At 61.2% G+C, this 16,901-nt stretch carries 18 protein-coding genes; 2 read left to right on the plus strand and 16 right to left on the minus strand.

What is annotated here, in order from left to right; all coding sequences use genetic code 11:
* The 4 genes from WC026_RS13760 to ispH form a co-directional block, all read right to left on the minus strand.
* Nucleotides 1-233 (minus strand): hypothetical protein (locus tag WC026_RS13760; RefSeq protein ID WP_372711580.1); only part of this gene is annotated, 233 nt, incomplete at its 3' end.
* 13 nt (nucleotides 234-246) lie between these two features.
* Nucleotides 247-726 carry a ribonuclease HI gene (gene rnhA, locus WC026_RS13765; protein ID WP_372711581.1) on the minus strand — a complete coding sequence of 160 codons (480 nt, stop codon included), beginning with the start codon at nucleotides 724-726 and terminating at the stop codon, nucleotides 247-249.
* On the minus strand, nucleotides 723-1,694 hold the full coding sequence (thrB, locus tag WC026_RS13770) for a homoserine kinase (protein WP_372711582.1): 972 nt from the start codon (nucleotides 1,692-1,694) through the stop codon (nucleotides 723-725). Before thrB ends, rnhA begins: the two co-directional genes overlap by 4 nt.
* Before the next feature lie 26 nt (nucleotides 1,695-1,720).
* Nucleotides 1,721-2,698: a 4-hydroxy-3-methylbut-2-enyl diphosphate reductase gene (gene ispH, locus WC026_RS13775; RefSeq protein ID WP_372711583.1), complete on the minus strand. Its 978-nt coding sequence runs from the start codon at nucleotides 2,696-2,698 to the stop codon at nucleotides 1,721-1,723.
* A 210-nt stretch (nucleotides 2,699-2,908) separates the two neighbouring features.
* Between ispH and WC026_RS13780 the strand changes: the two genes are divergently transcribed.
* Nucleotides 2,909-3,550 carry a hypothetical protein gene (locus tag WC026_RS13780; protein WP_372711584.1) on the plus strand — a complete coding sequence of 214 codons (642 nt, stop codon included), beginning with the start codon at nucleotides 2,909-2,911 and terminating at the stop codon, nucleotides 3,548-3,550.
* An 81-nt stretch (nucleotides 3,551-3,631) separates the two neighbouring features.
* Here the strand turns inward: WC026_RS13780 and WC026_RS13785 are convergent, their stop codons facing one another.
* The 9 genes from WC026_RS13785 to WC026_RS13825 form a co-directional block, all read right to left on the minus strand.
* Nucleotides 3,632-4,123 carry a F0F1 ATP synthase subunit B gene (locus WC026_RS13785; protein WP_372711585.1) on the minus strand — a complete coding sequence of 164 codons (492 nt, stop codon included), beginning with the start codon at nucleotides 4,121-4,123 and terminating at the stop codon, nucleotides 3,632-3,634.
* 10 nt (nucleotides 4,124-4,133) lie between these two features.
* Nucleotides 4,134-4,697 (minus strand): F0F1 ATP synthase subunit B', encoded by a 564-nt coding sequence (locus WC026_RS13790; protein WP_372711586.1) that lies wholly within the window; start codon nucleotides 4,695-4,697, stop codon nucleotides 4,134-4,136.
* 35 nt (nucleotides 4,698-4,732) lie between these two features.
* Nucleotides 4,733-4,957 carry a F0F1 ATP synthase subunit C gene (locus tag WC026_RS13795; RefSeq protein WP_013216842.1) on the minus strand — a complete coding sequence of 75 codons (225 nt, stop codon included), beginning with the start codon at nucleotides 4,955-4,957 and terminating at the stop codon, nucleotides 4,733-4,735.
* Between the two features lie 64 nt (nucleotides 4,958-5,021).
* Nucleotides 5,022-5,738, minus strand: a complete 717-nt coding sequence (locus WC026_RS13800) for a F0F1 ATP synthase subunit A (RefSeq protein WP_372711615.1) — start codon at nucleotides 5,736-5,738, stop codon at nucleotides 5,022-5,024.
* Nucleotides 5,739-5,798: 60 nt separating this feature from the next.
* Nucleotides 5,799-6,200, minus strand: coding sequence for an AtpZ/AtpI family protein (locus WC026_RS13805; RefSeq protein ID WP_372711587.1), 402 nt, complete (start codon nucleotides 6,198-6,200; stop codon nucleotides 5,799-5,801).
* A gap of 554 nt (nucleotides 6,201-6,754) precedes the next feature.
* Entirely contained in the window at nucleotides 6,755-10,216 is a 3,462-nt protein-coding gene (gene smc / locus WC026_RS13810) for a chromosome segregation protein SMC (protein ID WP_372711588.1), read from the minus strand.
* 60 nt (nucleotides 10,217-10,276) lie between these two features.
* Complete coding sequence (locus WC026_RS13815; protein ID WP_372711589.1) at nucleotides 10,277-11,071, minus strand: DsbA family protein; 795 nt, start codon at nucleotides 11,069-11,071, stop codon at nucleotides 10,277-10,279.
* A gap of 15 nt (nucleotides 11,072-11,086) precedes the next feature.
* A complete protein-coding gene (locus WC026_RS13820; RefSeq protein WP_372711590.1) occupies nucleotides 11,087-11,788 on the minus strand; it encodes a DsbA family protein in 702 nt (233 codons plus the stop codon).
* Between the two features lie 128 nt (nucleotides 11,789-11,916).
* Nucleotides 11,917-12,519 (minus strand): DUF721 domain-containing protein, encoded by a 603-nt coding sequence (locus tag WC026_RS13825; RefSeq protein ID WP_372711591.1) that lies wholly within the window; start codon nucleotides 12,517-12,519, stop codon nucleotides 11,917-11,919.
* A 47-nt stretch (nucleotides 12,520-12,566) separates the two neighbouring features.
* Here WC026_RS13825 and mutY point away from each other — a divergent pair, with 47 nt between their 5' ends.
* Entirely contained in the window at nucleotides 12,567-13,679 is a 1,113-nt protein-coding gene (mutY, locus tag WC026_RS13830; protein WP_372711592.1) for an A/G-specific adenine glycosylase, read from the plus strand.
* Between the two features lie 6 nt (nucleotides 13,680-13,685).
* Here mutY and WC026_RS13835 read toward each other — a convergent pair whose 3' ends face one another.
* The 3 genes from WC026_RS13835 to WC026_RS13845 all read right to left on the minus strand — a co-directional run bounded on the left by WC026_RS13835 (nucleotide 13,686) and on the right by WC026_RS13845 (nucleotide 16,766).
* Nucleotides 13,686-14,813: a site-specific DNA-methyltransferase gene (locus WC026_RS13835; RefSeq protein WP_372711593.1), complete on the minus strand. Its 1,128-nt coding sequence runs from the start codon at nucleotides 14,811-14,813 to the stop codon at nucleotides 13,686-13,688.
* Nucleotides 14,814-14,930: 117 nt separating this feature from the next.
* Nucleotides 14,931-15,626 (minus strand): ribonuclease HII, encoded by a 696-nt coding sequence (locus WC026_RS13840; RefSeq protein ID WP_372711594.1) that lies wholly within the window; start codon nucleotides 15,624-15,626, stop codon nucleotides 14,931-14,933.
* Nucleotides 15,627-15,656: 30 nt separating this feature from the next.
* Nucleotides 15,657-16,766 carry a PA0069 family radical SAM protein gene (locus WC026_RS13845; protein WP_372711595.1) on the minus strand — a complete coding sequence of 370 codons (1,110 nt, stop codon included), beginning with the start codon at nucleotides 16,764-16,766 and terminating at the stop codon, nucleotides 15,657-15,659.
* Between the last annotated feature and the right edge of the window lie 135 nt (nucleotides 16,767-16,901).

Below are 16,901 nucleotides of genomic sequence, written 5' to 3' on the forward strand. Positions count from 1 at the left end.
CCGATAAGAAGCACGGCAAAACAAAGATCGAGTGCTTCCGGAAAAGTGGGAACCGGTTTTCCGATAAGAAGCACGGCAAAACAAAGATCGAGTGCTTCCGGAAAAGTGGGAATCGGTTTTCCGATAAGAAGCACGGCAAAACAAAGATCGAGTGCTTCCGGAAAAGTGGGAACCGGTTTTCCGGTCAGAAACACGACAAAATAAAGAGCTAGAGCCTTTCTGCACTTCGCCAAAATCGGAGAGGCTCTAGATTTTCGCGGAGGCGGCAGGCCGCGACGCCAGCTTGAACGGCGCCATGGCTTGGCGCGCCAGCTCGTCGGCGCGTTCGTTTTCCGGATGCCCGGCATGGCCCTTCAACCAGTGCCACTCGACGTCGTGCTTGTTCCGAAGCGCGTCGAGCGCTTGCCACAGCTCGACGTTCTTGACGGGCTTCTTGTCGGCCGTCCTCCAGCCATTCTTCTTCCAGCCGTGGACCCAGCCCGTGATGCCGTTTTTGACATAGGCGCTATCGGTATAAAGCTCGACCGTGCTGCGTTTTTTCAGCGCCTCTAGCGCTGAGATCGCAGCCAGCAGTTCCATGCGGTTGTTGGTCGTCAGAACCTCACCACCGCTGATTTCCTTGCGATGCTCTCCCGAAATCAGCACGGCGCCCCAGCCGCCCGGGCCCGGATTTCCGGAGCAAGCGCCGTCGCTATAGATCAGAATCTTGGGCGATTCAGCGGTCATCGGGCCTGCTCGAAGCCATAATCGTCGATTGATCGAACGCTCTGATGGAAACGCAGCCTGCGCACGTAATCGACCGGGTCCTTGCGGGCGACGAGCGCATCCTTGGGCGTATTCAACCAGTCGTAACTTCGGGTCAAGAGGAAGCGCATCGCGGCGCCGCGTGCCAGAATAGGCAGCGCGTTTCGCTCAGGTTCAGTCAGCTCGCGAACGCTGTTGTAGCCTTTGAGCAGCGCGCGGGCCTTGGTGGCGTTGAAATGGCAATTGGGCTCGAAGCACCAGGCGTTGATCGACACGGCGATGTCGTAAGGCAGCGCATCGTCGCAAGCGAAATAGAAGTCGATCAGCCCCGACAGCTTGTCGCCGATGAAGAAGACGTTATCGGGGAACAAGTCGGCGTGGATCACGCCTTGCGGCAGGTCGCTCGGCCAGGATTTCTCCAGGAACGAGAGTTCATCCGCGATGAGTGACTCAAGGTCGGGCAGGATTTCAGCGGCACACGGAGAAAACTTCTCGAACAGCGGCCGCCATCCGGAAAGCCCCAAGGCGTTCGCCCGATGCAGCGCGAAACCTTCTCCCGCGATGTGCATGCGCGCGAGCGCTTTCCCAAGCTCCAGACAGTGTTCGGTCTTCGGACGCTTCGGCCACATGCCTTCGAGGAACGTGACGAGCGCGGCGTGCCGGCCGGCCAACTCGTTCAGAACGCGGCCCTCGGAATCGCGCACCGGAAGCGGACACGTGACGCCGCGAGCTGACAGATGCTCCATCAGCCCGAGAAAAAACGGCAGATCCTTCGGATCGACGCGCTTTTCGTAAATGGTGAGAATGAACACGCCCTTCGTCGTATGCACCAGATAGTTGGTGTTCTCGACGCCCTCGGCGATGCCCTTGCAGGAAAGTACGCTGCCCAAGTCATAGGAACGAATGAAGCGCACGAGCTCTTCGTCGCTGATTTCGGTATAGACCGCCATGTCTGTCCTTGACGCCGGATGGAGGTCTAATGCTGCTCGGCCGGGGTGCGCGCCACCCTGACTTCACGTGGCACGTTGAAAACGACGCGCTCTTCGAGCGTCGTGACGACTTCGATATCGAGGTCGTAGCGTTCGCGAATGGCTTCGATGACCTCTTCGACGATGACCTCAGGCGCCGACGCACCGGCCGTGATGCCGATCGCATGCGCGTGCTCAAGGTCGCGCCACGGAATGTCCTTGGCGCGCTCGACAAGATACGAAAACTTGCAGCCGGCCTTCGCGGCGACTTCGACGAGGCGCAACGAGTTCGAGCTTTTCGGACCGCCGATCACCAGCAGCCCGTCGATTTTCTGCGCGATTGCCTTGACGGCATTCTGCCGGTTGGTCGTCGCGTAGCAGATGTCTTCCTTCACCGGCCTGCCGATCTGCGGGAAGCGCTCCTTGAGAACGGCCACGATCTCCGCCGTGTCATCGAGCGACAGCGTCGTCTGCGTGACGTAGGCCAGTTTCGACGAGTCCCGTGGCGTGAAGGTCCGCGCGTCGTCTGCTGATTCGACGAGATGGATGGCCCCTGCAGGCAGCTGCCCGAGCGTCCCGACGACCTCCGGGTGGCCATGATGGCCGACGAGGATGATCTCCCGGCCCTGTTCATGGTGACGCGCCGCTTCCATGTGAACTTTCGATACCAGTGGACAAGTCGCGTCGACGACGAACATGTTCCGGTTTTTCGCGGTTTCCGGGATAGCCTTGGCCACTCCGTGTGCTGAAAAGATCACGGGTTGGGTCGTATCCGGGATCTCGTCCAGCTCTTTCACAAAAACGGCGCCTTTAGCTCTCAGTGAATCAACCACATAGCGGTTGTGTACGATTTCGTGTCGGACGTAGACGGGGGCTCCGAATTTCGTCAAAGCCTGTTCCACGATCTGAATGGCGCGATCGACGCCAGCACAGAAGCCGCGGGGCGCAGCGAGCAGGATTTTGAGTGGTGGCTTCTGCACGATCACTTCAACTGGTTAAGGCCGGACATGAAAGAACGATGGTCTTTATACTCATCCGACGCATCTGAAAATGCTGTTGGATGCTGGCTTGGCCGGATGGTACGGTCCTTTTTTGACAATACAAGGGGCGGGGCTTCGGAACCTCGGGGGGTGTTGTTGCAGAACTCAAGTCCGCAGCATCCTTTTGACAGGGATGCGGGTGCAGCGCGCAGTCAGATGACGCCGGTTTCCGCGGCCGCGCTCGCCTTGGCCGGAATTTCGGCGCTGGCGCTCGGCGGTTGCGGGATGTCGTCGCTGACGTCGGGCTTAGGCGGCGGCATGTTTGGCGGCGTATCATCGGGTTCGCAAGTCTCGACCGTTTCCGAAGACCAACTGCTCGATGCCGCGAAGTCGTCGGATTCGAGCGCCACCGGCAGCACGAATATTGGCGAAATCGAAGCGGGATGTCCGCGCCTCAGGATCGCGCCGCACGATAACTACATCACCTTCTACGAACAGGGTCACGTCGGCGACGCCATGTCGGTGACGCAGCGCGGCGAAATCACGAAGACGGCGCGCGAATGCCAGATCGAGCCTGGCCGTGTCGTCGTCAAATACGGTTTTTCGGGTCGCGTTCTGCTCGGGCCGAAGGGGCAAGCCGGCGCTTTGACATTGCCGGTTGCCGTCATCGTCAACAATTCGAAGCGTGACAGGGTTGCCGCCGACACGATGAAGATCGATGTCAACATCGGCGCGGACAAACCGATCAGCTATTTCTCGGCCGTGCATACGATCAGCTTCGCCGTTCCCGAGGGATCGCGACCGGGCGAGTTCGAACTCGTCATCGGCTTTGACAGCCGCGCGGCGGGCTCCGGCTGAACATCGTCTCCAGCATCAAGACAATAAAAAAAGCCAGGCAAAAGCCTGGCTTTTAATTTTCTGTCTGAGCTTGCGTCGCTTTTAGTTCAGCTTGCCGCGAAGGTCAGTGATCGATTGTGAGATCAAACTATCGCCAACCGAACCGCTCGCCCGCGTCTTCAAAAGTTCCTGCGCTGCGGAAATCGCGGTATTAACGGCGGTAGCACGGACTTCACTTAAAGCCTGCGTCTCCGCGCGCGCGATCTTTTCCTCGGCAATCTTCGAACGCCGTTCGACGCTCTCTACGAGCGCTTTGCGCGCGTCGACGGCCAATGCCTCCGCTTCGCGCTTCGCCTGATCGATGATCGAACGGGCTTCCGATTCCGCCTCGCGCGCCTTCCGCTGATAGTCGGCGAGAAGGGCCTGGGCGTCCTCACGCAGCTTGCGAGCTTCGTCGAGTTCCTTGCGGATGCCGTCAGCCCGGTCGTCAAGCATTTTGCCGACAATTGCTGGCACCTGATAGTAGATGACCAGCGCGACGAACGTCAGGAAGGCAACCAGAACCCAGAAAAGTGGATTGCTCGGATCTAACATTGCTTATTCCTCACTCGGCCGGTGCCGGCTGCAGAACTTTCTTGACGTCCTCAGGCGATACGTCCTGCCCGATGAGCTTCGAAACCACCGCCCGCGCTGTCTCGGTCGCAATCTCGCCGATCGCCGACACGGCCTTCGACTTCGTCGTCGAAATGCGCGCTTCGGCATCCTGCAGCTTCACCGCGATCTGGGCATCGACCCGATGCCGCTCCGCCTCGGTTTCCGCCGCGAGCTTGTCGCGGGTTTCCTTGGCGATGCCCGACGCGTTGGAACGAGCATCCGCGAGCGCCTTTTCGTAGTTGGCGAGCGCCGCGTCCGTTTCTTCCTTCAGGCGTCCGGCAGAGTCGAGATCACGCTTGATCCGATCCCGGCGTTCGTCCAGCACGTCGCCGACGCGCGGCAACGCGATCCTGCTCATGACGAACAGCAGGGCGACAAACGTCAGAGTCAGCCAAAAGAGCTGGCCCGTGAAGTGCTCGGGGTTGAGCTGCGGAAGTCCGCCCCCCTCGTGCTTCGAGGCTCCCTCGGCCGCCTCGGCGGCGGCCGCGAAAAGCATGATGGTGCCGGCGAACATCGTTAGCCTCCGGTTTGAGTGTGCCGTACCCAGTCTCAACCGTAGAGAATGATGAGCGCGATCAGCAGGCCGAAAAGGCCCGTTGCTTCGGCGAGAGCGAAGCCGATCAGCAGGTTCGTGAACTGCCCCGGCGCGGCCGACGGGTTACGCATCGCGCCCGACAGGTAGTTGCCAAAGATGTTGCCGATGCCGACGCCAGCGCCGATCAAAGCGCTGCACGCGAGGCCCGCGCCGATCATCTTCGCTGCTTGAAGATCCATTTCAAAGTCTCCCTTTGCTGTAACTCTTGAGTTTGAAGGTCCAGACCGGATCAGGACGATCCGGCTAGTGATGCATATTGATGGCGTCGTTCAGGTAGATGCAGGTCAGAACCGTGAAGATCAGGGCCTGCAGGAACGCGACCAGAACTTCGAGACCCGTGAACGCGACCATGAAGCCGGCCGGCGCAATCTTGCCCCACCACGGCAGCATGACCGCGAAGCCCGCAAACACTTCAAGCATCGTGTGGCCCGCCATCATGTTGGCGAACAGACGCACCGAGTGGCTGATCGGACGAATGAAATAGGAGATGAGCTCGATCGGCACGATCACGACCAGCAGCCAGATCGGAACGCCGTGTGGAACGAAGAGCCGGAGATAGCCAGCGCCGTGCTTCCAGAAGCCGATGACCGTCGCTGTGATCCACACCATCGCGGCAAGCGCGAATGTGATGATGATGTGGCTCGTGACGGCGAAGGAGCCGGGCAACAAGCTGATGAAGTTAAGGAACAGGATGAAGATGAAGATCGAGAAAATCCAAGGGAAATACTTCATTCCCTCTTCGCCGAGGCTCTCTTTGACCATTCCGGCGACATATTCGTACGTAATTTCAGCGAGTGACTGAAGTCGTGACGGCACCAGCGAGCGCGACCGCATCGCAAAGACCATGAAGGCCGTTACAGCGAACAGCGCGATGACCATCAACAGCGACGAGTTCGTGAACGAGATATCGTGTCCGAACAGGTCGAGCGAGAAGATCCGGTGGATTTCGAACTGCTCCATCGGACCGTGATGAGCAGCTTCTCCAGCAACTTCGGCAGCCAAGTTCCTACCCCCTACGTCTCATTCGTCGTCGTCTTTTACAGAAGGCGCTGCTCTTTGCAGCGGCTCATTTTTTGCCTGCGCCTCTTGGGCGGCGCGGACAACATTCAGAAGACCTGCAGCGAAGCCCAGGATGACCAGAACGATCATCAGCCATGGCGCCGTGCCGAATTGCCTATCGAGCGCCCAGCCGAGCCCGCCGCCGACAACAACGCCGACAACCAGCTCAGCGGCGAACTTGAATGCAGCCCCGAAATCGGCGGACTGGCTTCCTTGGTTCACCGGCCGCTCAGCCTGCGCCCGCTGCGTTTTAAGCGCATCGAGCTTGTGGCCAAGTTCTTCTGACCGTTTGCGGATTGCTTCACGGTCTTCCGGGCTAATTTCGCCGTTGCCCGGAGATTGACCCTTGCCATCGCCTGACATGGTTCAAACCATCCAGAATTTGCGGAAAATCGGCCGCTACGGGAGATCGACGGCGCGGACCATAGATAGGGGGTATTTGGGTGTCAAGAACATGGGAAAGCATGACCGTCGCAGCAGGTACGGCTAAACGGCGCAGCTATCAGCCTGTTGCCCAAAAGTAGGACATCGATGGCGGCCGAGAAAGATGAAAAACCGCCATCTGTTAGCTGATTAGATGGAATCTAAACGTCATTGACGAACGCAGGGGTCTAAGGCTGCGTGCCTGTCGCAGGCGTGCTCGTCGAAGGCTGCGGACCACTCGACGCATCCATCGGCGCTGGGGTTTTATTGAAGAACGCAATTGTGAATGCGGCAAAGATTGCGATGATCAGTCCGGTAGAAATCAATAGAACTCGCAAATTCATCTTTCGAGGGCTAGCCTGCCGCGCATCCGTCGGTTTGATAACCTCGCCTTTTATTGGCGAATATTGCTGCCTTTCCACTGCGACCTCCATTCCTTTTGAGATTGGAGAACGCTGCCCGGGGAAGTGCGGTTCCGCGGCAACAGGGCGCGGCTAGACCGCTTCGCGGAAGCTTTGGGCCGTCTGCAGGTCAACGGACACGAGCTGCGATACGCCCTTTTCCGCCATCGTGACGCCGAACAGCCGGTTCATGCGCGCCATCGTCATCGGATGATGCGTAATCGCCAGGAAGCGGGTCGCGGTCTCGCTCGCCATTTGCTCCATCAGACGGCAGAAACGATCGACGTTGGCGTCGTCGAGCGGCGCATCGACCTCGTCCAGCACGCAGATCGGCGACGGGTTCGTCAGGAACACCGCGAAAATCAGCGACAGCGCCGTCAGCGTCTGCTCGCCGCCCGAAAGCAGGGACAGCGTCGCGGGCTTCTTCCCCGGTGGCTTGGCGATGATCTCAAGGCCGCCTTCCAGAGGATCTTCCGGGCTCTCGATCATCTCGAGACGCGCTTCCCCCCCGCCGAACAAATGCGTGAACAGCCGCTCGAAGTGTGCATTGACGGTCGCGAACGCTTCGTCCAGCCGCGCCTTGCCCTCTTTGTTCAACTGCTGAATGGCGCCGCGCAGTTTCATAATGCCCTGCTCGAGATCGTTCTTCTCGGCGCCGAGCCCTTCGAGCTGCTTCGAGACTTCCGCAAGGTCCTCATCGGCCTGCAGATTGACGCCGCCCAGCCGTTCGCGGTCAGCCTTCAGCCGCACCAGCTGCTTCTCCACCTCCATCAGCTGCGGGATCGTCGTGAATTCCGAAACGGCGGCAATCGCAAGGCAGTTTTCCGGCGCGACCTCGAACGTCTCGCGAATGTGCCGGGCGGCGTCTTGCCGGCGCTGGCGCGCGTTTTCGAGCCGCGTTTCAATTCTGGCGTTGGCTTCGCGTGCGCTTGAAACGTCCGTCTGCGCGGCACGCAAGCCTTCCGTCGCCGCGCGCAGCGACGCTTCGATCCTGGCAAGCGCATCGGCCGCCGACTTGCGGTCCTCATCGGCGCGCGAAAGCGCCAAAAGCAGCGTCTCGCGCTGGGCCGCGATGCGCGCCGGCAGATCGGCGTTGGCGTCGATCTCTCCCCGGGTTTCAACGAGCCGCGCTTCCAGCGCTTGCACCTGCTGTTCGGCGCTCTCGTATCGACCCTTCCAGCGCGCGATGTCCGCGTTGGCGTGGCGAATACGTTCCGAACGGATCTGCCGGTCACGCTCGACGCTTCCGACACGCACGCGAGCCTCGGCAACTTCGCGACGTGCGTGTTCAGCTTCCGTCTGCGCCGTCTTAAGCAGCGGTTCGAGATCTTCCCCCGCGCTCATCGTAACGATGTGCGCCTCGATCTCGACGTGCCGCGCCTGCGCATTCGTCAGGTCTTCATCCGCTCGTGCGCGTTGTGCGGTGACGGCCGCAAGCCGTGTTTCGCTTTCGCGCTGAAGCTTTTCGAGCGACGTCAGCTTTTGCCGGACCTGGGCCAGCTCGTTCTGCTTGTCGCGCCACAACTGCCGCAAGCGCCGCTCGTCGGCTTCAGATTTTTGCGCGGCATCGGCCGCCGCGCGCTCGGCATCGATCGTATCCTTGGCCTCGTTCAGCACGGCCTGTGCCTTGCGATCGAGTTCAAGCAGACGGTTCTTGTGTGCCAGCCGTTGCGCGGCGGGCGTCACGCCACCCGCCGCCGCGACGAAGCCATCCCACCGCCAGAGATCGCCTTCGAGAGACACGAGACGCTGGCCCGGTTTCAAATGCGGCTGCAGCAGTGGACCGGCAGACTTGTGGACGACTCCGATCTGGCGCAACCGGCGCGTCAGTTCCTGCGGAGCCTGGACGTGCATCACCATCGGCTCGGCTTCGGCCGGTAATGCGTGCTCTTCCGCCGGAACATCGAGATGCCGCCAGTGCACGCTGGCTTCGGTTACGAGCGGCGCTTCGAGATCGTCGCCGAGCGCTGCGCCGAGCGCGGTCTCATACCCGGGAGAAACGCGGATCTGATCGACGGCGGGCGGATAGGCGCCTTCGTCCGCAACTGCCAGAAGTTTGGCGATCGTCTCCCGCTCGGTCGAGAACGCATTCGCCGCGAGGCGAACCCGCTGCGCTTCATCGCGCCGTGCTCTGGCCTCGGCTTGCGTGGTCTTCACGGCTTCTTCCGCCGCGATCGTCTGCGCCTCGATGTCCGTTATGTCCTGCGACAGCGCATGGCCGCGCTCGGAAACGTCATCGAGCGCCTGACGATCCGGCGCCTTGGACGTGATGTCGGCGATCTGGACATCGAACGACGCGACTTGCCGCGTGATTTTCGCGACAAGATCCTTCCGCTCTTGCAGAGCTTCCTCGAGGCTCCTGAGCCGCGCCCTGGCTTCCGCCGCGCGATGCGTGATGTCGGCGAAGTGCGCATCCGTTTCCACGCGCCGCGTCTCCGCCTTCTCGAGATTGCCGCGTTCGGTCGCTTCCTCGTCGACAGCGTTGATATCCGCTTCCTTAATGGCGGTCAGATCGGCATCGAGGTGAACGAGCGTTTCCTTAGCCTCGCGAATGAACCCGGATTCGCGCGCAAGATCGGCTTCGAGCTGCTTGGCGCGCGCATCGAGTTCGCGCGCCCGCTCGGTTGCCCGCTGCGCCTCGCGCTCCAGGTTTTCCTGTTCGATCTTGAATCGCGCCAGCGCCGCGGCTTTCTCGGCTTCGGCTTCGCGAAGCGGCGGCAGCCCTTCCGCCAGGAGAAGCTCTTCGTTGAAGGATTTGGCTTCCGCCTCCGTCGCCGCGCCGAGACGCGCCATGGCCTGGGCAAGTTGCGCTTCGTCCTGGTCGACGCTTGCCTGCGCATCCTGCCACGTCAGATGCATCGCCAGCGCTTCCTGCTGGCGGATTTCACCCGAAATCTCCTTATAGCGGCGGGCCTGACGCGCCTGCCGCTTGAGGGAGTCGGATTGCGATTGCAGCTGGCCGACAACGTCGCTCAGACGTTCGATGTTGGCTTCTGCCGCCTTGAGTCTCAGCTCCGCTTCGTGGCGGCGCGTATGCAGACCGGCAATGCCGGCGGCATCTTCCAGAATGCGCCGCCGGTGCTCCGGCTTGGCGTTGACGAGTTCGCCGATTTGTCCCTGCCGGACGAGCGCGGGCGAGCGCGCGCCTGTTGCCGCGTCCTCGAACAGAACCTTGACGTCGCGGGCCCGCACTTCGCGGCCGTTGATGCGGTATGCCGACCCGGCGTCGCGTTCGATGCGCCGCGTGATTTCAATCGTATCGTTGTCATTGAACTCGGCCGGCGCGCGACGGGCGCTGTTGTCGAGGAACATCGAAACTTCGGCGCTCTGGCGCTCGGGACGTGCCGTTGTTCCGGAAAAAATCACGTCGTCCATCGCGGCGGCGCGCATGGATTTGTGCGACGTCTCGCCCATCACCCAGCGAAGCGCTTCGAGCAGGTTCGACTTTCCGCATCCGTTCGGACCGACGACGCCCGTCAGGCCGGGCTCGATGACAAGCTCGGTTGGATCGACGAAGGACTTGAATCCGAGAATCCGGAGACGCGTGATTTTCATTTCGTCTTGTAGTCCTCAATGCCTTCTCAGAGTGGCCAAGGACCCGTCGCGAGACCGGCGCTAAGGACTTGCCGCCGCCGTCGGCGTCCCGCCGTGCTGCTCGGCTTGCTGGACGTAGTCGGCAATCTCAACGATCGTCAGCTCTTTCTTGATGAGCTTGCTGCCGATGAAAAAGTTCGGCGTTCCGACGATGCCGAGCTTGCGCCCACGATCCTTCACCCACTTGAGGTTTTCGATCATGCCTTGATTCTGCAAGCAGGCGTCAAACTGCGGGCGCGTCATCCCCACCTGTCGCGCGACGGCATAGATCGGATCGAGCCGGACTTCCTGCGACACCCACGAAGCCTGCTGCTCCATGAATTTTCCATAGAGATCCAAGTACTTATCAGGCGGCGCACACCTGAGCGCGATCGTCGCGTTTCCGGATGTTTTCCCGATGGGAAACTCGCGCAGGATGTAGCGCACCTTTCCGGTGTCGATGAACCGCCGCTTGAAATCCGGATAGACCGTCAGATGGAAATTCCGGCAGTGCGGGCAGGTGAGCGACGCGTATTCGACGATCGTCACCGGCGCATTCGCATTGCCCCAGCTCATTTCCGGCAACGGGCTTGGAGCCATGATGTCGGCAACCGTCGGGTTCGCGATGACCTCGCGACCGGTCTTTGCCGGTTCATCCGACACACCGAACGGCCTCGGCACGCCTTCCGGCTGCTCCGATGCGATCGACGGATATGCGGCACCGCCGCTCGCGTCGTTGGTTATGCTCGCCGTCTGCGGAAGCGTTGCGCCGCATCCGCTGGCCACCGCCGCCACGGCAATGGCGGTGCAAAAGGCCAGAACGCGGATCAGCGGCATGAAGAAATCCCGAGGCTATTTCGCCGCCAGCAGCGGCTCGATCACCTTATCGAAAGCTTCGAGTGTTGGCGTATCCTGAAGCTTCTTGCCGTTGATAAAGAATGTAGGTGTGGCATTGACGCCAAATGTGTCGCTGGCGCGCGTGCGCTGCGCCGTGATCTGATCCAGAAGTTTCTGATCCGTCAGGCACTTGTCGAAGCTTTCCTGAGTGAAACCGGCCTGCTTGGCGATATCCAGAAGCTTCGGCACAGGGTTGCCTTGCGTGAACGCCCAGTCCGGCTGCTTGGCATAGAAGGTCTGGATCAGCGGGAACGTCTTGTCGCCGCCGGCACAGCGGGCCAGCATTGACACGGCGGCCGCAAGGTTATCGAGCGGAAATTCGCGATAGACGAAGCGGACTTTGCCGGTGTCGATGTATTTCTTTTTGAGGTTGTCGAAGACTTCGTTTTCGAAATGCGCGCAGTGCGGGCACGTCATCGATGCATATTCGACGATGGTAACTTTCGCATCCGCGGACCCGATCGTGAGATCGGGAAGGTCCGTGGCCTTCATCAATTCATCGACTGAAACTTCGGCTGGGCCTTGTTTGCGCTGGGCAAGCGACGGTCCGGAGGCGACGATCGCGAAACCGCTGACAGCAACAGTCGCCGCGAAGCCGAGCCACGCGGCACGGCGCGATAAGGAATATCCCGAAAGAAGGTCTTTGATTGCGGTCAAGGTCGTGACTCCTCTTCGGATGATGTCGGCGCAGCCGGAAGCCCGGCGTTAGCACGATTATTGCGCTCGAATAAGCCGAAAGCAGGCTGAATAGCAACTGAACGCACATTTGAGGGAGTTGCGGCGGCTCAGCGCGCCTGCGCGGCGGCCTTGATGCTGTTCGCGAGCGCGTCGAGGGCCCCGCCAAGCCCCTCGGCGACGGGCGGCGGCGTGCTTTGCGCTTTTGCGGCGGGCACGAAACGATCCGGTGCGTTCTTGGCAGGCGTCTCCGCGTTCGGCATCTGGACGACGCGCAATTGCGCAATCGCCCGGTAGCCGAAATAGCGGTTGATCCGGTCGACGATTTCCTGCGTCCGGTATGAAACCTCGAGCGCAAACGCCGGGTTCGAGGCGAGGATCAGTGTCGCTCCGGCAGACCGCGCATCGTCTTCCGAAACAACGCGGCCCTTGGCGCCTCGCGGCCACTTGATGGCCTCAGGCCGCGTGAGCCGCGCGAGATCGGCACCCACGATCGTTTCCCACGAGGTCATGATTTCGGCGGTGTGGAAGCCGTATTTCTCGAACGCAGCCGCTACAACTTTCGGCACGTATGCCCCGACCGAGCGCGCGAAATAGCCCTTGGACGTCCGCTTATCGACTGGCAGGGAGCGTGCAACGGCTGTGGGTTGTTTGCCGTTCATGACATTCCAAGGCTCGCGTTCGCTTGTGGTGTCGTACAGGACATCTACCATTGTCGATGCGATTCGAGAGTACGGCGCAACCAGAGATCGGGAGACGCATGGGCGCTCCTCGGAAAACTCAGAAGCAATTGCCACTCCGGCCGGCAGGTCCGGACACCGTCGCGGCTTTGCTCCGATGGTACGAGGCCGAGCGCCGCGATCTTCCGTGGCGTTATGGGCCGCGCAAGAAGGCCGATCCCTATCGCGTCTGGCTGTCGGAAATCATGCTGCAGCAGACGACCGTGAAAGCCGTCATTCCGTATTTCCAGAAATTCGTGGCGCGCTGGCCCAATGTCGCCGCGCTGGCGGCGGCGCCGCTCGAGGAAGTCCTGCAGCAATGGGCGGGCCTCGGATACTATTCGCGCGCACGAAATCTCAAGGCGTGCGCCGACGCTGTCGTTCGCGATTTCGGCGGCGTATTTCCCCGGATCGAGAACGAATTGCGTGGATTGCCGGGCATCGGGCCCTACACGGCGGCGGCGATCGCCGCGATCGCGTTTGGCGAGAAAGCGACGCCGGTCGACGGCAACATCGAACGTGTCGTGTCACGGCTTTTTGCAGTTCAGCAGCCGCTTCCCGGGGCAAAAGCGGAAATCCGCAATCTCGCCGCGACGCTGACGCCATCCCGGCGCGCCGGAGACTTCGCGCAAGCCATGATGGATTTGGGTGCGGAAATCTGCACGCCGAGAAATCCCTCGTGCTTGGTTTGCCCCGTGCAGCCCGATTGCTCCGCGAGCGCCCGCGGCCTGGCGGAAATCTTGCCGATCAAAGCCCGGAAGCTGACGCGTCCGTCCCGGTTCGGTGTCGCGTTCCTGGTCCAACGCGAGGACGGCGCGGTGTTGCTCCGCCAGCGCCCTGAAGCAGGATTGCTCGGCGGCATGCTGGAGGTTCCATCAACGCATTGGGGCGACGCGTCACCGTCGAAACGGGAAGCTTTGCGCTCGGCTCCCGTGACGACATCGTGGATTCCCGTTGCGGAATCGGTCGTGCATGTGTTCACGCACTTCCGGCTCGAACTCGTCGTCTACCGCGCGCTCGTGCCGGTAGACGCGAGCTTCACGCTCTGGGCCGAGCAGGATCGTTGCCGCTGGGTCCACCGCCGCGATTTGCACGCGCAGGCGCTCCCGAGCGTGATGAAAAAAGTCATCGCGCACGGACTGAAATCCGATTGAACGAAGCTATTTGCCGATTGAAACCGAGGTCGAGCCGCTAAGCCCGAGCTGCCGTTTCGCTTCGCCGCGCAACACGTCGATCGGCGTCAATTTCCCTTCGGCCTCGAAATGCCAGTAGGTCCAGCCGTTGCAAGCGGCCTTGCCCTGCACCAGCGCGCCGAGCCGATGGATCGACGCTTGTTGGCCTGCGCACGCGAGCGTTCCGTCGGCACGAACTTCCGCACGAACTTCACGGCGTGGCCCAAACAGTTTCTGTCCTGGTTCGAGAATGCCGAGTTCGAGAATCTGCCCGAACGGAATGCGTGGCTCGTTGCGCTTCGACGGGATCGCTTCGATCGCGTCGAGATCGAGGGGGCGAACCTTGGCGATACGATCATCGGCGGCGCGGGCATAATCGGTGTCGCGCTCAATGCCTATGAATTTGCGCCCTAGCCGCTTCGCGACAGCGCCCGTCGTGCCGGTTCCGAAGAAGGGATCGAGAACCGTGTCGCCTGGTTTCGTTGACGCGATCAGAATACGGTGCAGAAGCGCTTCCGGTTTCTGCGTCGGATGCGCCTTGCGCCCGCCGTCGTCTTTCAGTCGCTCCGGTCCCGAGCAAATCGGGAACAGCCAGTCGGAGCGCATTTGCAGATCGTCGTTCGAGGCTTTGAGGCTTTCGTAGTTGAACGTCACGCGCGATTTGCGATCGCGTCCCGCCCAGATCATCGTCTCGTGCGCGTTCGTGAATCTCTTGCCACGGAAGTTCGGCATCGGATTGACTTTGCGCCAGATGACGTCGTTCTGAATCCAGAAGCCGAGATCCTGGATCGCGACGCCGAGCCGGAAGATGTTGTGATACGAGCCGATGACCCAGATCGCGCCGTCGGGTTTCAGCACGCGCCGACATTCTTTCAGCCATGCGCGGCAGAACGAGTCGTATTCGGCGAAATCCTGGAACTTGTCCCAGGCATCGTCGACGCCGTCGACTTTCGTGTTGTTCGGTCGGAGCAGGTCGCCCGCTAGCTGCAGATTGTAAGGCGGGTCGGCAAAAATGAGATCGACGCTTTGAGTGGCGATCATCTTCAGTTCGTCGATGCAATCACCAACGAGAATCCGTCCGCTCTGCGAGCGGCCTTTGACGCGACGCGACACCATACACACTACCTAACGCTACGATCACTGAGCTTCGCCGCGAGACATCCGCAGGCGCGCCGACGATCTTTGTACATGATCGCAGGCGTCTGGGAATACGCGGCGAGGGCCGCAAGAAGTTTATATTTTCGATTCGATCTGCAACCCGAGTCCCGGCTGCGATCGCCGACGCGAGACTTTCTCGTCGACGAGACCCAAGGCCAGCTGAACCGGCCGGAAGGACCGGCGGTGCAATGCCGAGACGCCAAGTTTTGCAATAGCCGCTTGGTGTTCCGGCGTTCCGTAACCTTTATGGCGCTCGAAGCCGTAGCCCGGATAGTCGCGGGCGAAATCCATCATCATACGGTCGCGCGTAACCTTGGCGATGATCGACGCCGCCGCGATGGAGAGACATTTTGAATCACCCTTGACGATCGCGCGGACCGACATCGGGATACGAGGGGTGTTGTCTCCGTCGACGAGGACGAGCTTTGGAATTTCGCCGAGCTGGCTCACGGCCTCGGCCATCGCCCAGAGCGTTGCGCCGAGAATATTCTCGCGGTCGATGCGATCGACCTCGGCGATGCCGACGCCGACGATCGCGACCTTCATGATGCGGCGGTAAAGAAAGGCGCGCGAGTCTTCATCGAGCGTTTTGCTGTCGTCGATGTTCGCCGGGATCTTGTCGGGGTCGAGGATGACCGCTGCCGCGACGACGGGACCCGCCCACGGCCCGCGCCCCGCTTCATCGACGCCTGCAATCGGCCGCGATCCGAGCTGATGCTCGGCGGCTTCGAGTTCGAACGTCGGCTTGATGCGCGAATCAGCAATCCTCATGCGCGAGATTGATCACCGCGCAAGGACTCGTCAAAGCAGCTTCAGCTGTTTTCCCCTGTCTCCCGGCGGCTCGAACAGGTCGGTCCGCGACGGGCGCCTTTCGCCACCAAGCGCTAAGCGCTGCTTCGCCAGTCTGAAGCGTAACGCGATCTGCGTCGCGTAGGGGCCTTTGCCGCGCTGACGCAACCCGAACTCGGGCGTGTAATCGCGCCCGCCGTGCATGGATTGCAGAAGAGAAATGACCCGGTTTGCGCGCCCCGGAAATTCTTCCTGTAGCCATTCCCGGAACAGGGTTTTGATCTCCAGCGGAAGCCGGAGGAGCACGTATCCGGCATCGCGCGCCCCCGCCTCGCGCGCGGCTTCCAGGATCGGTTCGATTTCGTGATCGGTGAGCCCGGGGATGATCGGCGCCATCATGATGGTGACCGGAATTCCGGCCTGCGATAGCTGCCGCACCGTTTCGAGCCGCCGCGAGGGTGTCGCGGCGCGCGGTTCCATTGCGCGTGCAACATGCCGGTCGAGCGTCGTGATCGAGACGGCGACTTTCGCGAGGCCCTTCTCGGCCATCGGCTGCAAAATGTCGATGTCACGCGTAACCAGCGCCGACTTGGTGATGATCCCGACCGGATGGTTCGTCCGCGCCATCACTTCGAGGATCGACCGCGTGATCCGGCGCTCTCGCTCGATCGGTTGATAGGGATCGGTATTGCCGCCAAGCGCGATCGTCGCCGGCCGGTAGCCGGGCTTCGCGAACTCACGCTCCAGAAGCGCGGCCGCATCGGATTTCGCATAGAGCTTGGTTTCGAAATCGAGCCCCGCCGAGTGTCCGAGATAGCAGTGGCTCGGGCGCGCATAGCAATAAATGCAGCCGTGCTCACAGCCTCGATACGGATTGATCGAAGCCTCGAAAGAAATATCGGGGCTGTCGTTGCGCGAGATGATCGATTTCGCGGTGTCCTCGAACACTTCGGTCTTGAATGTCTGCAGTTCGGCGAGGCTCTCCCAGCCATCGTCGAACGCCTCGTGCACGTCTTTCTCGAAACGGCCGGTCGCGTTCGAACGTGAACCACGGCCACGACGGCGCTCCACGTCGACGACGTGGCGGCCTGCCGGTTGGTCTGGTTCGCGGGTGGATGCCACGGCAGCCTCTTGGTTCAAGCTACCGTTATCTAGCACGCGGACAAGAACAAATAAAGAACAAACAGACTAGCGGTGCCGGTCTTTGCACGGGTGTGTGGCGACGGCCACGCTTGTCGCTGTGTGTGCACCGTGTCA

Origin of the sequence: Hyphomicrobium sp. (genome assembly GCF_041674905.1) — a bacterium.
Lineage (GTDB): Bacteria > Pseudomonadota > Alphaproteobacteria > Rhizobiales > Hyphomicrobiaceae > Hyphomicrobium_B.

Bases quoted from the DNA above. Each gene is read 5' to 3' on its own strand.
- rnhA (WP_372711581.1), bottom strand. From the start codon at position 726: ATGACCGCTGAATCGCCCAAGATTCTGATCTATAGCGACGGCGCTTGC.
- thrB (WP_372711582.1), bottom strand. From the start codon at position 1,694: ATGGCGGTCTATACCGAAATCAGCGACGAAGAGCTCGTGCGCTTCATT.
- WC026_RS13780 (WP_372711584.1), top strand. From the start codon at position 2,909: ATGACGCCGGTTTCCGCGGCCGCGCTCGCCTTGGCCGGAATTTCGGCG.
- WC026_RS13785 (WP_372711585.1), bottom strand. From the start codon at position 4,123: ATGTTAGATCCGAGCAATCCACTTTTCTGGGTTCTGGTTGCCTTCCTG.
- WC026_RS13790 (WP_372711586.1), bottom strand. From the start codon at position 4,697: ATGTTCGCCGGCACCATCATGCTTTTCGCGGCCGCCGCCGAGGCGGCC.
- WC026_RS13795 (WP_013216842.1), bottom strand. From the start codon at position 4,957: ATGGATCTTCAAGCAGCGAAGATGATCGGCGCGGGCCTCGCGTGCAGC.
- WC026_RS13800 (WP_372711615.1), bottom strand. From the start codon at position 5,738: ATGGAGCAGTTCGAAATCCACCGGATCTTCTCGCTCGACCTGTTCGGA.
- WC026_RS13805 (WP_372711587.1), bottom strand. From the start codon at position 6,200: ATGTCAGGCGATGGCAAGGGTCAATCTCCGGGCAACGGCGAAATTAGC.
- smc (WP_372711588.1), bottom strand. From the start codon at position 10,216: ATGAAAATCACGCGTCTCCGGATTCTCGGATTCAAGTCCTTCGTCGAT.
- WC026_RS13815 (WP_372711589.1), bottom strand. From the start codon at position 11,071: ATGCCGCTGATCCGCGTTCTGGCCTTTTGCACCGCCATTGCCGTGGCG.
- WC026_RS13825 (WP_372711591.1), bottom strand. From the start codon at position 12,519: ATGGTAGATGTCCTGTACGACACCACAAGCGAACGCGAGCCTTGGAAT.
- mutY (WP_372711592.1), top strand. From the start codon at position 12,567: ATGGGCGCTCCTCGGAAAACTCAGAAGCAATTGCCACTCCGGCCGGCA.
- WC026_RS13835 (WP_372711593.1), bottom strand. From the start codon at position 14,813: ATGGTGTCGCGTCGCGTCAAAGGCCGCTCGCAGAGCGGACGGATTCTC.
- WC026_RS13840 (WP_372711594.1), bottom strand. From the start codon at position 15,626: ATGAGGATTGCTGATTCGCGCATCAAGCCGACGTTCGAACTCGAAGCC.